Below are 14,864 nucleotides of genomic sequence, written 5' to 3' on the forward strand. Positions count from 1 at the left end.
CTAGGAGAAGAACTGCAGCTTGTCCGGCTGGTCGTTTGTCACCACGGGCAGCGCCTGGCTCGGGGCCGCGTTGTAGTGCGCTTCCTGTAGGTGCTGCTCAACAAGTTTGGCTGCCTTTGAGCGGCCCTTGCCGGACCTGGGCAATACGGTGTATCTTCCACACATAGCCGAAAATGATGATGGTTTCTTGGTAGTAGTACGCAAATACCGTAGACTGAATGTACAGAAATTAAAGTAAAGGCATCCCTTCACCATAGCATGGCCTAGTAAAAAGTGTTTGCTAGCTTTTGTCTCGGAAAAAAGAGGATTTTATAAGTTTCAGGAACAACAAGTGTAACAATCGACAAGGCCGGCTCCCATGAACAGGAGCCGGCCTCATAAGTGCTTTTATGTAGTACAAAAAGGAGCAGTCCTATACAGCCACTAGCTCGCATACTTACCTGCAACGACTATCTGAGGCTATTCTTCTTTGCTATTCATGAAGCTATATACCTTCTGCAAGGCAAGTAGTTTACCTTAGGCATCCATGTTCCATGCTAGGTGTTCCCTCCCATGGAAGAGCAGCAATCATATTTTTGAAAGGCTGCTATGAAAGCCAAGGAGTACCTAATCCTTGTATCATGGAAGTTGCCCTGCTGGCTCAATAGTTTGATATGCCAGTATCACTACAACAGTTAATTATGTAAATATATTATTTTCTAATGAAACATAACACAATAATACATGTATATTTGTGAATATTTCAAGGGTGTTAAAATCCTCAAGAGTATAGATGATGAGAAAATTCTACTATTATGTCTGCTGCCTAGTCCTCTGCAGCAGCTCCGCCTACGCTCAGTCAACGCTCACTTTTCAAATCAAGCAGCCGCCACCCCTGCTACTCGAAAGTACCGGAGAAGGTGCTGAGATAAGCAAAGGGGAGAGCGTACAGCTGGGAGCACCGCCTGCGACTGGGGGTGTAGGGCCTTACACCTACAGTTGGACACCCATCCATGGATTGGATAAGGCTGACATCCCTAACCCTACAGCCACCCCAGACTCTACTACTACCTACACCTTGTTCATAAGTGACGCGGCAGGGTGTTCGAAGACAGCTAGTATAACAGTGACTGTCAACACGGTGACGGGTATAGATGATGTTGCAGATGAATATGGGCTTTCTGTTATACCCAATCCGAACAATGGGCTTTTCCTGGTTTCCATAACCAAAGGGTTGGACCAAATGGAGTTGCTTCTGGAAATTCTAGACCCAGTAGGCAGGCTTGTCTACCATGAGCGCCTGATTAGCAGTGGTAATAAGATTTCCACTAACATCGACCTTCAATCCCGCGGCCAAGGCCTGTATATTCTACGGCTGAGTGGGGATGAAATCAGCATCAGTAGAAAAGTCCTTGTCCGATAATCCCTAACCTTTATTGGCCATCACATGAACAATATATACGCTCGTTGCTACGGCTGGCTTTTGTCTTGCCTGTGCTTGTTTTCCTTTGTTACTGCCAGTGGTCAGGGCACAAACGGAAAAGAATTCCTGCTCAAGGTGGGGAATGTTCGAGGGCAGATTGAGTGGGAGCAGTCCACGGACCGAAGGAACTGGACAGCCATACCACACACAGGCTCCAAGGAAGTCAGGCTGAGGCCAACGCAAACAACCCTCTACAGGGCTAAAATCACAGAGGCAGGCTGTTCCCCTATCTACTCAGAAGTTAAAGGCGCTGTATTCACAAAACAGGGGGTGATAGGAGCCAAACTAGTGTCCGGTAGGGTTACTCTCCCGGAGGGAGCTGCTGTCGCTGTTGGAGAGCTAAACATGCTCTCCTTTGTGGAGGAGGACAGGATACATGCTGACGGGAGCTTCCAGGTACTTGTACCGGACTCAGTAGATGAAGATATTTTGATTGTCACCAACAGGAAGGAAGAGGTGGTTATGCTTGGACACTTTGTGGGTAGCCACGAGGAGTATGTTATGTCATCGACGACCTCTGCCGAAGCTCTTCTAGCGATATACCCGGGGCTCATGCCAGTTACTGCCGATGAGAAGGCCAAGTTGAAGGAGAGGTACCGGGAGGAGAAAGAGTACAAAGATTTGGTCAAGCTAGTTACGAGGCTAAACAGCCAGGGACTTCCCCTGTTCTCCGCTGAAAACAAGGAATTGGCAAGCACGTTGAGTATTCTGGTTCAGAAGTACTCTAGTAAGGAGGGGCTGCGAAAGGCATCCACAGACCCTGTCTACATTAGTAAGGCCCATAAGAGCTCCGTTGCCATTGCAAATACTACCACTTTCGGTTATGTAGGCCAGGTCTACCGCATGAAGGACATGGCGAAGGTGGGGCCGCAGTTCATAATTGCGGGGGACCTGGTCAGGGATAACACGGTGGCTGCAGCTCTTATGAAGTATTGGGTCCCATCGGTTGAAATCAAGGAGAATGAGGTAACCGTCAACCTGCCAGATTATGGGGCCGTGCCTGGGGAGTATGAGATAGTGGTGAGAAGTGGATTGGCAAATGATTACAGTCCGGAGGACCATCTAGCTTCCCAGTATAACCTAAAAGAGCTAATCGCCCTTACCGTGGCCAGCATGACCAGTTTCTCCGTTCCCCTCAAAGACGAGTGCCTAAAGAGTATCGTGCAGGCGAATATAGAGGCTATCAACCCTATCAGCATGAAAAATGCTATTAGGAATAATTCTTTGTTCTCGGATTATGTGATGCCCATTATCAAGGAGCTCGGAAATGCAGGAGCATATTGCCTCAATGTGAATAAGGCCCTTGGGAAACTTGCAGGCATAATGGAGGTAGTGGACACAGCGCTGCCCTTTGCATGGTATGCAGGGGAGTGGCTGCTGAAGGATGCTGCAGTGGACGGTTGTCAGTACTTAAACCCTGACTATGAGACGTCCAACTGCTTTGAGATAAAAGCAGTGACTAATCTGAAGGACAGGTATTTTCCAGGTGATACGTTGGAAATCAAAATCAAGGCAGAAGAAAATAAGCTCTATTATCCCTATACAGGGGAGGATGCGGCCTTCAGAAGGTTCACCTGGATGAAAAAGGGGGAATCCCACTTTGCATTGCCTCAGAGTGCGGAGCTCTTCTACGACCGGACTAATGTGAAGGGAGAAGCCACAATCAAATGGGTGCTCTCGTGTAAGGAGGAAGTGAACTCTGTCCAGGCTTGGATTCAAGGGGTTGACGAAAGCCTCAGGAAGAACCTCTTTGCCACAAGAACCAAAGTCCCAGCTATGGCTGTCGTGAAATTGGAAGGGGCCGACTTTCAGAAAGGGGAGAAAGGGAAGAAGCTACCAAACCCAATCGGTTTCTCTATAAAAGATTTGGATGATGGTTCTATAGCTAGTTTAGTAAAGCTAAACAGGTTCAACATCAAGTGGGAGGTCTTTCGAAACAACTCATGGCGGCCTGTGCCTAATACGGGCGTGATTAATGATATTCCAAATATCGCCAATGCCTTGTTTTGGGTTAGAAAGGAGTGGACATTAGATAATCACGACGATCAGCAGAAAATAAGGGCTACTATAGAGGATAAGTGCGGGGAGAAGTGGAATATAGAGGGTAACCCTGTGGTGTTCTCAACGGAGCGCAACCCTTGGATTGATACTTTAGTAGGCAAATGGACTTATGAGATTTACACCAAGTACTTTGTAGACAGTTATTATAAATCACATGAGTCAGCTTGGCAGGTGAATGTAAAACCTAATCGTTGTTGGTACAATTATAAACCCATAGGAGATAACACAGTAGTTTGGACGGAGTATTCTAACGATATATACGAATTTTCTGACAGTCTAACAGCAACAAATCAACTAACTATGACCAAAGTACATGAATATGCTCCCAATACTGGTAAGGGCTGTACAAATATTGTTCAGAAGTACGATGGAAGCTGGAGGGTCACAAGCAGTGGGAATGTTTATGTTACGCTTTTCGGTAATATAAACGGAAAGGAAATAACTTTAAGTGACGAAGGGTTATGGGGTCAATTGGAAAGAATAGACGACAACACATTTAAAGTAAACCTTGACAAATGTAAGTCTGAGTGGGGTAGTTGTATATCCTGGGCCATTTTGAGAAGGCAGTGAAATCTTCAGCTTACCTCCCCATGAAACCCAAAACTACTCCGTCACCTTCCAAGGTGTGGAGAAGACCAATAGCATGCAGAGAAATGCAGGCATGCATGACAATTTGAGAGAGTTCACCAGAGATGAGATAGCAACGGCCCTTGGGGTTGACGCGGTAATCTTGGGACGCTTCGAGAAAGAGCAGACCAAGTCCTAAGCTGCTGCGGTAGCCTCCGCTGTCGTGTTCGGAGGGAAAACCGGCACCGGTTCGCTCACCGTGACCATTGAAAATGGAAGGGATGGGGAGCTGCTATGGCGCTTCTTCAAGACGATGGGCGACGGTATAGCAACCTCGACGGATGATTTGATTGAGCGGATGATAAAAAGGTGGCGAGAAATTTCCCTTATTCAATCTAGACAATGATGTAAATTAAGGCTTAGCCTATGAAACGAAAAGCCCCTTGACAAGGGGCTTTTCGTTTCATAGGCCTAAAGCACGGCATGGACAAGGTTGTGGTATCGCGTAGAATTGCGTTGGAGCCCAGAAGGCTTTGATTAGGGGCAGTGAACACGCCTGTTGCCTTACACGGGCAGCTCCTAAGCAGCAGACGCTTCCTAGACCAACACTAAAATCACCTCACTTACGCTTCATAGTCCCATGGAAAGTGCAGATATCGAGACAGGTAATCGCCTCCATGGCAGAGGCTCATCAGTAACCAAGCCGTCATGTGCTTTTTGTTTGTAACAGGTTTGAATTTAGTTTGCTTTTATTTTGGCTGTCCCGAAAATAGAGGGTTTAATGAGACAAAAGAGGTATTCTGTTTTGTAAAAGATGGAAATGTAGACCATACCAAGATTACCTAGTTGTCTCAACAGGTTCTGTACTGGTGTTATTTACCTTCACTAATTGCTCCATTCTCCTTTTCCAAAGCATATTTAGAGCGAATGAAGGAACTATTAATCTTCAGGAGTGAGGCAGTAGTGTTGAAACGCATAGAGATTACTTTCGCAAAAGATTGATTCTAAGGGGACATGCATGTAAGGCTCGGGTTATGTCTTCTATAATCATCAGACTTTAAGAACAGTATATATCCGGATAATAAGCCTTCCAAAATCGATAGAGAATATCTTTTCAAGGCTTACCGCTCTAGTTCTTCTATAGGTAGAGGTAACTTCATTGAGTTCTTATCAATCTAACCTTTAAAGTCTCACCACCTTTGAAGTTAGTCACAGAAAGGTATGGTTTGTCAGTCACTGCACCACTTATATTTGATATATAAATATTCTGCTTGGTTGCCCAATCTAGAACCGACGTCCATGTAGGTATTGAAATGTTGTAAGTAATATAGGTATCTGCTGGACAACTATTCTTGATTGTCAAAATGGATTCACCGATCGGAATAATTAGCTTCATATTGTGGCTGAATGATGATCCGTTCTCGACTCCTCTTCTGATTGTACCTCTAGATAGGGAATATGTAATATAAGAGTGCCCAGGTTTAGCTCCTTCTGGGCTACCCCACAAAGCCGCGTATTCAAAAGCAGTAGCCGTAGTGACATTTACTTTTGCCTCTCCAGTCTTTCCAGCCGCATCTCTGACCATTATTGTTGCTTCGACGATATGATGATTGGGATTATAAAGCCCTGTTTTTGTATTTATCTGCCCAGACATTGCATAAACCCATTCAAATCCATCTTCGTATTCCGGCTCAAACCTCCCATCTATCCCCCATGTATAGGGAGGAGTACCTCCAGCTACCTTGAACTGAATGCTCGGTTTTGAAGAAGTTTCGCAGCACACTGTATTTAAAGACTCTACAGTGGATGTCTTCGGCGTTACATCTAGCCTTGCCTCCTCCACCTTAACTGTTGCACTTTTGCCTGACTGGATGCCTTGAACCTGTATAGCAGCTGATATTTCTGCGCTTCCAGCGCCTACCCCTGTTACCAATCCAGTCTGTGACACTTTTGCCACACTCTCATCACTCGAAGCCCACTCCACGTCATGGGTAGAGCTAAGGTCTGTACCTTTCACACCGGTGACTTTGGCATTCAGCTGCCGGGTTTCCCCTTTCTTGAATACCACGCTAAGTGGGGTCAGCTCTACGCTACGCACGCACTCGGAAATCTGGCCCTTGTTCTTGCACAATTCAACTGAGGAGGTATAGTCCCAATAGTTGACCAGCTGATATGTGAACTCAGCCCGCTGGCCAACAGAGACAGCAACCTCCATCCTCTCCCACACATTAATCAACGACCTCAGGAATTTTCCTGATGGGGTCGTGACGGGTAGGTTCTTGATGTGGGTCCGGAGCAATGTGTAAAACCACTCATACTTCATTTGTTCCAGCTGCGCTCCAAAGTAGCTTAAAGCAGAGGCTCCATCGGCTTTGCCTAGCAGATTTGGCATCTGTTCGTTCAAGATAATTTGTGAAACCTTCTCAGTTGCTCCAATCTCTCTAGCTCCCTTCTGAGCACCTGCCCATTCAAGAACCGAGAGAATCATCTGTTGGATGAGGTATACTGCGTGCTTTCTTCTGGTGGTTTCATCTTGATGGATTCTAACGACGAACTTTCCGTCTTTTACTTGGAGGGTCTCCCTGACAGGAGGATTGATATAGGGAAAGAACTCGAAGAAGTTAAAAGGGAGCCACTCCAGACTTGCCACAGCTATTTGCTCCCCCTTCTCGTCCCAACTGCTGGCTTCCCAATATAGGCGGGTGTCATTCAGCAGGTCTACCCCTGCTCCGGTAGCATCCTCTAGCCAAAGGTTTTCTCCTTTAAATATAGTCTCGATGAAATAATAGGGAAGGTCAGTACTAGCAGTCGTAGCACCTGCGTTGCCGCCTGCAGTCCTTAACTCTAATAAGATGGATTTAGACTCTGTCGCTACGCTGGCAGCTAATGCCGTTGTTGCGCTTGCTTCAAGGGGAGACCCTCCTGAGGTCAGGTTTTTCTCAACCTCTGCCTGGAGGGCGGCAAATGAGGCGGCACCTCGTATCCCCTGGCTAAGCTGCTCGGGTGTGAGAGAGTCTGATTCAGCGGGGTTAAGCGCGAAGCGTACCATGGCGTCGGCAGTGCTGTTGGCATCAAGGACCGCCTCCTCACCTGCTTTGACCATGGCCATGAGCATGATGGCATCGTTTGGTCCCAGCGCGAAAATCACGTTCTCTTCCCTGTTACGATAAACAGACAGTCTGGCATCCTCTGAAGGAGAGGCAGAGTCCAGTACTGAATGAAAACCTTCGATTAGCCGCCTGGCTGGTGTAGGCACATCGGAGCCGAGGGAAACAGGTATACTGATTGTGTTCTGCGCCACAGCTTGCACCGTGAACCCGATTTCGCTACCGACACCCTCGCTCCTTGCTGAAATCGAGGCAGAGCCTGGCCCTACCCCCCGAACCTTTCCATCATTGACTGTAGCTACGGCAGCATCTGAGGTAGCCCATTCAACTGTTTTGCCTTGCACCACATCCCCTGAGGCGTTCTTAGCCACGGCATTAAGCTGTACTGAGTCCCCTACATTCAGTACTAGTGAAGGGGCCGTTATCTCTATCAGTGCAACTTTGTCAGGATTGGCTACCAAGTCTTTATCATCCTCACAGCTAGTTCCGACTAGTAAGAGCAGGATTAGCAAGAAAACGTGTTTCCCGAGCTTCATGGCTATAATGCAGGGCACTTTATGCTGTATTTCTTGACGTCGGACTAAGCTGAAAGGGCCTAGCCAGTATATGAATATGATGTTGCCTCTTTGTATGGTTTGATACGGAATTTATAAATTAACTGATATTGAATTATACGGAATAAAACAATTTTGACTGTTTAACAAGGTTTTGCTAGAGCGGAAGTAGGCTGATTTTTAGTAAATGGGCTCTAGCTACATCCGGTATATGCTTCTAACGCCCTTGTAGCTTTAAATCATTTATTATTCATAGTAGAAAGAGATGAAGCCTCCAGAATAAATTAGCAGGAAATACGTATGCCGACGATTGATGATGTAGACTGTCAACTTTTTTCAGGACGAGGCAGTTTTATGAGATGAGTAGGGGAGACACCCTTTATGATATGGAAAGAGTAATGTTGGCACTTCATGCCATGGCTATCTTAACTCGGATAAAGGGGGGAAATCCTGAATTAAATAGACTGTCTAGCAGATACAATAGCACGCTTTGAGGGACACTCAAGATAGAAATAAAGGATTGACAGGCGGGAAGATAATGCTTTAGCGTCCAAATAGTCCATAGGGGACTATAAAATTCATACACTACGGCGGGGTAGCAGCATTTTTGCAAAATGCACCACATAAAGTATTCAACATTATTTTAAGAGACTGCCATAACCAATGCGGGCTGCGTTTTCGCTTGCTAGTTGAGCCCTCCCGTACTGCCTGCGCTCCTAATGTAGGAAGGTTCATGCACTTCTGTAAGTTAGATGGGAACCAGGTTCAACAATTCAACAATAGTAGCGCCAGTTTGATGCCAGAACAGGTACATCCTTTTGCCCTCAGGATTCATTGATAAGACACCCAATCATATCGGCACGAGGCCTTACAAAATTAAAGTCTCCAGCAGACATCGAATATGCCAACTGAATTGCGACCAGCCTACACCATCCCTATATGACATCGTGGTTCTACCTGCCAATCTTCCTCCGCTTTGAAATCTTCCTTATGTTCCTCCGCTCTAGCCTGAGTCTCTGCCACTCTGGTGTAGTAGGAGAAGATTAGAATACCCAGAAATGGGTATTTGCACAAACTTATTTTAAATGCAAATTTGAATGAATATATTAATATAATAATTTTACATTTGTACACAGGCTGCCTGTGCATTAGCCGTGGCGGCATGCACAAGCACCAGTGGCAGGACAGGTCCAATAGGGGGAGGCACATCGAGGATGCAGTCCGTGCCGGCAGCGCCTATCTTTTCCCTGTACATCGGCCATGTATGCCGAATCGGCTCAGGCCCTCTAAAATCATCGTACAACTTAAAAACACCAAACAGAATCATGCACCTCCCTCGCCTCATCCCATCCCTGCTGCTGGTTCTCGTCTTCCTTTTCATGGGCTGCGAGGAGAAGTCCGTTACCCCTGTGGAGCCCATCGAGGGCAACTTCGGCAGGATAGCCCTGCCGGAGGGGAGCCGCGTGGACCTGGAGGGGTACAAAGTCGTCTCCCCGGTGGGCGAGTCCGCCATAAAATCCGGCGGTAGCTTCGACAGCACCGGGGTGCGGAAGGCCGAGCACCTGCTCTTCGTCAACAACGGGGAGGGCGAGACGCTGCTCCTCGCCTACCCGCTGGAGGGGGAGGAATTGGTGGTCAGCGCGGAGGGCAGCGCCCTGGCGCTGGTGCTGATGACCTTCAACACCTCGGCCTACACCACCGCGCAGAAGAAGGAGGCCATCAGCTCCATCAAGGCGCATCCCGCCTTCCCCGCCTTGGTGGAGGAGGTGACGGAGCTGGCCAGACAGGGGAAAGACATCTTCGCGGTAGGGAACGAGGGGCTCATCGCCGCCATCTCCGCCTTCTATGGAGGCCCGGAGGGTGGCAGGCTCGCCAGGACCAGCGGCGGGTTCCCGGTCGCCTTCACCCGGGAAGGCTTCAGCCTCTCGTTCCAGAACATGATGTCCGCCCACCACTACGCCGCCGGGGTGTACAAGGACGGGAAATCCGTCAAGACGCTGGCCATCGGCCCCGCCAGCTTCGCCACCCGCTCCGTCTCCACCTTCCTGGGAGAGCTGTTCAAAGGGGGCGACCTCTGGGAGAAGCAGCGGGATGGGGCCGTGGTGACGCATACGCTCGAGGGGCAGGGGGAGTACGAGGTCGTCATCACCTCCGGGCAGACGCTGATGCACAGGATATCGGAGGAGGGCAGGATGGCCGGGAACGCGAACAGCTACGCCATCGGCGCGGAGGCGCTGGGGGCCATCGGCAAGGGAGTGCTGGACCTCATCCCGGATGAGTGCGCCAGCGCCCTCACCGGAAGCCTCTCTGACGCCGCGGGGATTCTCGTAGAGGAACCCGAGGACGCGGAGGAGTACGCCGTCAGCATCTATGACGGGCTCTACACGATGATAGACAATTTCCTGGAGAGCAGCGCGGCCTGCGTGGACCCCAAGAACTACATCGGGACCGTGGCCAAGGCCGTGAGCCTGCTGGGGAGGACGAAGGCCGCCCTACACAGCATGAAGGTGTCATCCGACTGGTTCTCCTTCCCTATCGAATCAAGGCACTCATTCACGATTACAGCCTACGCCGTGTCCGTAGCGGACGGGAACAACCAGGCGGCCGAGCCGGGCAAGCAGCTCCCCAAGCCCCTCTCGGTCAAGGTGGTGGACGAGAAGCTGAGGCCGCTACGGGGAATCGAGGTCGAGTGGGCGGTCACGCAGGGGCAAGGCTCCTTGAGTGCCTCCAGCAGCGTCACGGACGCCGCGGGCGTCGCCAAGGTGACGTGGACCATGGGCCAGGTCCTATCAGGTATTCAAAAAGTGGAGGCCACCGTGCGCAAGAGCGACCGGTCGCTGGCGGAGGGCGCGCCGGTGGAGTTCCAGACTAGGGCGCCGGACTGCGACCCGGCCAGTCCGAACATCCCCGTGATAACAGGGTATCAAGTTCTATGCGTGGGCAGAACCATTGCGGTAGACGTCTCATTCAGGGCGGGTGGGCCAGGCATCCTGCCCTACGGAGGCAGCGGCTCTTGTGATGCCACTAAGCTCTGCTACCCCGTCCGCCTGTCCTTTATGCTGCCCGACAGCGAACCGAAATGGGTCATCGCAGCGAACGGCTACCGCGTAAAACTTCTATCTGGCAGCGTCAATGAAGGCGTTGTGAGGATAGAGTATACTTTAGGGCGGTGTGATCAAGACGGTATGCAATCCTTGAAGCGTGCATGGCCTAACTGGCTATGGAAGATAGAGCTGATGAACAAATGCGGGGAGAGGTCAAGCCCGGTGACCTTCTAAAAAATGTAGGTACATGACGCACAATAAAGTACATGGGCATCAGCTGGTGGACCTTGACGAAGGAAAGCCAGAGAAATTGATGGATAATAAGAGGGGCTGTTGATGGTAGGGCTATGGATTTTTGATTTTACCCTCCAAGAAACCGGAGGACTAAGCCGAGAGAGGTAGAAGGATAGCCGAACCTGACGGGGAAGGCGCATCATTCCTTCATACCTTTTCGTGGTGGCACAGCCCTGCCACAGCAACCCCTGCCACAAAAGCGCAATACTGTCATCTTAAAAGTCAAAACATATGCAATTAAATTTACTAAGGTATTCCAAACTAACCTATTTGGTTCTACTGTTTTTGGTGAGTATTATATCTCGTTGTAAAGGGCCTGAACCTGAACCTAATCCTATTCCTAATCCGACTCCAGATTCCGGTGCAATTGACAAAATCGAGTTGAAGTCTGGTGAAATATTGCTTCATGGTTCAACTCCAGAATTGATTATGGCACCCGATGAAGCTACCTCCATTACCATCAGCGCGATGATACTCAATTCAATTGAAACGTCTCCTAATAACATAGAATTGAGCAGTTCGGATACGAAAGTGGTAACAGTAACGGCAGAAGGAAAAGTCAAAGCCATTTCCAATGGAAGTGCATTCATTACCGGAAAGGACAAGGCGGGGAACAAGGTGGTTTTCTTGGTGACAGTACGTCAAAGTGACCTTCCTGCCTTAACAGAACCTGTATTCAGCACCTTTGGTACGCCCATTGTGATTTTGAATAAAGAAAAGTCTGAATCCATAAAGCCTATCATTCTGAATCGCTTAGGCCAAAAATTGCAAATACCTCATTCAATAATCTTCCAGTCCGGTAACACTATAAAGGAAATATCTGATAACAATCCTTCCAATTACCCTCAAGATGGTATTTACAATATCTCCTGCAAAGTGGGAACTAAAGAACTAGTTGGAAACACTCCTGCAATAATATGTACCCCAAGCAATTCTACATTAGCGGGTATGAAGCCCGGGATGTTTCATGTGAATCTGTCATGGGGCAGATATCCCGTTTATTTCAATAAGAATGAACTAGAGTCTCAACCGGTGGGAGGACTGGTTTACCGTTTAACACCTACAACACTACATAATAAAGCAGCGCTCATAATCCACACAACGGAAGAGGATGTCACTGTTGAAACAGAAAACAATACTGTCATATCAGCCAATGGGTCTACTATCAAGTCTGTTAAAGCAGGGCTAGGAAAATGGCGGGTGAATCAGGATGGTTATATAAGCCCCTGGAATAACAGTCAGGTCTTTTTTGACTTTTCAGGAGACTGGGTCTGCAGTAACAATAAGAAAGGCTTTATCATCAATATGAAGGTTCCTGATGTCATAGGGAGGGTTTATCATAGAGGTGCTCAAGGTAACTATACTACGTTTTTCCAACTTTATGAATTGTGGGCAAACTGGTTTATCCAGCAGGACAAAGCAAAAACACAGTTCGTTGACATGGTATCCAAGGTGGCTTCGAAAATTTCTGATGCGAAAATAGGCCCACTCTCAACTTGCACCATCTGCTCTTACCCGACTGAGCTTCAGAAGCCAGGATGGTCTCATGGTGAACTGCATACGCTCTATGATAATAGGCGAGGAGTGTTAACGTACATCAATGATAACGAATTCATGCTAGGAGATGGGACCTTGAATGGGCCAATATTTAAAAGGGGAAAAGTAGACTTTACAAATCCCACAAATATTCCTACTTCTGTTTTAACTAGAACTCCCGCTAGTATTGATGCTGTTTCAGCAGTCTTAGGAGGTACTGTAAGTGGAACCCCGGAAATCATAGAAAGAGGTATCATCATTGATGACACCCCATATCTGACAGTTGATAGAAAAAATACATTCAAGGTGGGTGCCGGAACCGGGGAGTTCACTACTGAAGTTTCTGGATTTGCCCAGAATACCAAGTACTATGTGAGGGCCTATGCGAAATCAGCTACAGGCGTTCTTACATATGGAAGTGAATTGAATTTTAGAACCACTGGAGCCGGAACTGGAACCGAGCCAGGGCCAGGGCCTGGTACAGGTACTTCCAGAGAAACTATAATAGACCAGGTTTTGAAAGGTGATTCTTACGAAAAGGTAGGTTTTTCTTTCACCCTTCCTGCCGGGGTGAAAACAATGGAGATAAGGACAACCGAAAGTGCAGCAGCCTACTGGAACACTGCTGACTTGTTCGTGAGGAAAGGTTCTGCCCCCGTTGTAGCCGGCCCTAAGCCACCTACCTGGACTCCTGCCTATTCTTGGACGGCTGACTGTCATAGCACCAAATCAAATAGAGAGGAGGAAGTGTGTACCTTCACCAACCCCGGAGCCGGCACTTGGTACGTTACGCTGTACGGATATAATAGTCACTTCAGCTCCCGTGTTCTGATAACTATCACCAAATAAGATAATCATGGCTAGTAGGTACATGAGCAACTATACCCGGCCACTGGCCCTGCTCCAGCCTGCTGCAGATGACGTACTCGCCGTCCAGGAACAGCGGTGCCATGCTGTCCGCCTTCACCTGGAACACGGTATAGCTCCCTAAGTCCGCCTCCATGCCCGGCAGGGGGATGAAGGCCATGTGCCCGTAGGGGCCGGAGGACTCCCGGTCCTTCAGGTAGCCGGAAGCTGACTGCTGTGTGGTGGCGGGCCGGGTGACATACAGGCTCGCCTCCTGTTGCTTGGCAATTCGCTGCCCCGGCTCGTGCAGCCCGGAAGGCTCATCGAGCATCTCCCCCTTGCCCAGCAGCCGCCACTCAATCCTGATGCCCAGTTTCTCAGACAGGCGCTGCAGGAAGCTGAGCTTTGGGCTGTCGGTGATGCCCTTTTCTATGTTTGAGACCGATATGCTGGACACCCCGGTCAGCTCCGCCAGCTGGGCGTTGCTGAGCCTGAAGTGCTCCTTTATCCGGGTGATGCGTTCCTCTATCTCCAAGGCGAACTGATATAATGCGCGCCTCTACTTAATGGGGTAGGGATACTTCAGGTGATTTAAACGTTTAGGGGTTGAAGAGGTGGTCGGCTCTAACCTATGGTTTATTTCTGTGTTTCAGCAGGCGCAAAATAGTTTAGGACACATCACACGGTAAACCTGCTTCCAGAGCAACGCCTGTTGACTCCGCATGCTAATTCCAAGCCAAGTTGGGAATCTAGTGTATTTGAACGCAACAATCTATCAAGGATTGTAAGGTATGCCTGCATTCATCAAATAGGCAGGCTTAATTCAACAGGGGGCAGGGGAGGGGGCGGAACAGTGAGCTGTTTGTGGATATTTGGTAGTTGGCTATAGAGAGTTGAGGATTTCTAGCACGTTGTTCAGCGGCGAGTTCACCAGCGGTGACACAGGGTAGGCCTTCATCTCTTCTCCTTTATAAGGCCGCAGCAAGGCCAGCAAATCCTCCTGCGGCTCATGCTCGTCTAACCACAGCTCCTCCGCCTCCGGCGAGAGGATGACGGGCATACGGTCATGGATGGGCCTCACCACGTCGTTGGCTTCCGTCGTGATGATGGTGAACGTGTGCAGCACCTCGCCTGTGCCCTTGTCCGCCCACTCGTCCCACAGCCCCGCGAAGGTAAATAACTCTTCATTCTTCAGAAGGATGCGGTAGGGCACCTTCCCCTGCCCCGTCACCTGCCATTCGAAGAAGCCATCGGCGGGCACCAGGCACCGTTTCGAATTCAGCAGGCTGCGGAAGGAGGGCTTCTCCGCCAGCGTCTCGGCTCGTGCGTTGATGGCGCGCTTGACCGCCTTCGCGTCCTTTGCCCAGAAGGGCTGCAGGCCCTAGGAGAAGAA

The 14,864-nt window shown here is 49.1% G+C and carries 10 protein-coding genes; 6 read left to right on the forward strand and 4 right to left on the reverse strand.

All coding sequences use genetic code 11. The features are described from left to right. Positions 1–165: a hypothetical protein gene (locus B051_RS22645; protein WP_169336235.1), complete on the reverse strand. Its 165-nt coding sequence runs from the start codon at positions 163–165 to the stop codon at positions 1–3. A 610-nt stretch (positions 166–775) separates the two neighbouring features. On the opposite strand from B051_RS22645, the gene B051_RS0120595 reads away from it, so the two are divergent. The 4 genes from B051_RS0120595 (at position 776) to B051_RS22555 (ending at position 4,496) form a co-directional block, all read left to right on the forward strand. Next, positions 776–1,402 carry a T9SS type A sorting domain-containing protein gene (locus tag B051_RS0120595; protein WP_018480134.1) on the forward strand — a complete coding sequence of 209 codons (627 nt, stop codon included), beginning with the start codon at positions 776–778 and terminating at the stop codon, positions 1,400–1,402. Between the two features lie 24 nt (positions 1,403–1,426). After that, a complete protein-coding gene (locus tag B051_RS0120600) occupies positions 1,427–4,093 on the forward strand; it encodes a hypothetical protein (RefSeq protein ID WP_018480135.1) in 2,667 nt (888 codons plus the stop codon). A 73-nt stretch (positions 4,094–4,166) separates the two neighbouring features. Further along, positions 4,167–4,289, forward strand: coding sequence for a hypothetical protein (locus B051_RS22990; RefSeq protein ID WP_018480136.1), 123 nt, complete (start codon positions 4,167–4,169; stop codon positions 4,287–4,289). A gap of 24 nt (positions 4,290–4,313) precedes the next feature. After that, the gene (locus tag B051_RS22555) at positions 4,314–4,496 is read left to right on the forward strand and encodes a hypothetical protein (RefSeq protein ID WP_157579161.1); all 183 of its coding nucleotides are present in this window, start codon (positions 4,314–4,316) and stop codon (positions 4,494–4,496) included. A gap of 750 nt (positions 4,497–5,246) precedes the next feature. Here the strand turns inward: B051_RS22555 and B051_RS21790 are convergent. Continuing rightward, the gene (locus B051_RS21790; RefSeq protein ID WP_018480137.1) at positions 5,247–7,733 is read right to left on the reverse strand and encodes an Ig-like domain-containing protein; all 2,487 of its coding nucleotides are present in this window, start codon (positions 7,731–7,733) and stop codon (positions 5,247–5,249) included. 1,343 nt (positions 7,734–9,076) lie between these two features. On the opposite strand from B051_RS21790, the gene B051_RS0120625 reads away from it, so the two are divergent. Together B051_RS0120625 and B051_RS0120630 are read left to right on the forward strand one after the other, a co-directional pair. Further along, a complete protein-coding gene (locus B051_RS0120625; protein ID WP_018480139.1) occupies positions 9,077–11,029 on the forward strand; it encodes an Ig-like domain-containing protein in 1,953 nt (650 codons plus the stop codon). Between the two features lie 291 nt (positions 11,030–11,320). Then, complete coding sequence (locus B051_RS0120630) at positions 11,321–13,474, forward strand: pre-peptidase C-terminal domain-containing protein (RefSeq protein ID WP_018480140.1); 2,154 nt, start codon at positions 11,321–11,323, stop codon at positions 13,472–13,474. Here the strand turns inward: B051_RS0120630 and B051_RS0120635 are convergent. Both B051_RS0120635 and B051_RS21795 read right to left on the reverse strand, forming a co-directional pair. After that, entirely contained in the window at positions 13,464–14,006 is a 543-nt protein-coding gene (locus tag B051_RS0120635) for an XRE family transcriptional regulator (protein ID WP_018480141.1), read from the reverse strand. The two genes, B051_RS0120630 and B051_RS0120635, sit on opposite strands and share 11 nt — an antisense overlap. A gap of 348 nt (positions 14,007–14,354) precedes the next feature. Further along, positions 14,355–14,849 carry an SOS response-associated peptidase gene (locus B051_RS21795; protein WP_083919488.1) on the reverse strand — a complete coding sequence of 165 codons (495 nt, stop codon included), beginning with the start codon at positions 14,847–14,849 and terminating at the stop codon, positions 14,355–14,357. Between the last annotated feature and the right edge of the window lie 15 nt (positions 14,850–14,864).

The sequence above is a fragment of the Pontibacter roseus DSM 17521 genome (genome assembly GCF_000373265.1).
GTDB classification, from domain to species: domain Bacteria; phylum Bacteroidota; class Bacteroidia; order Cytophagales; family Hymenobacteraceae; genus Pontibacter; species Pontibacter roseus.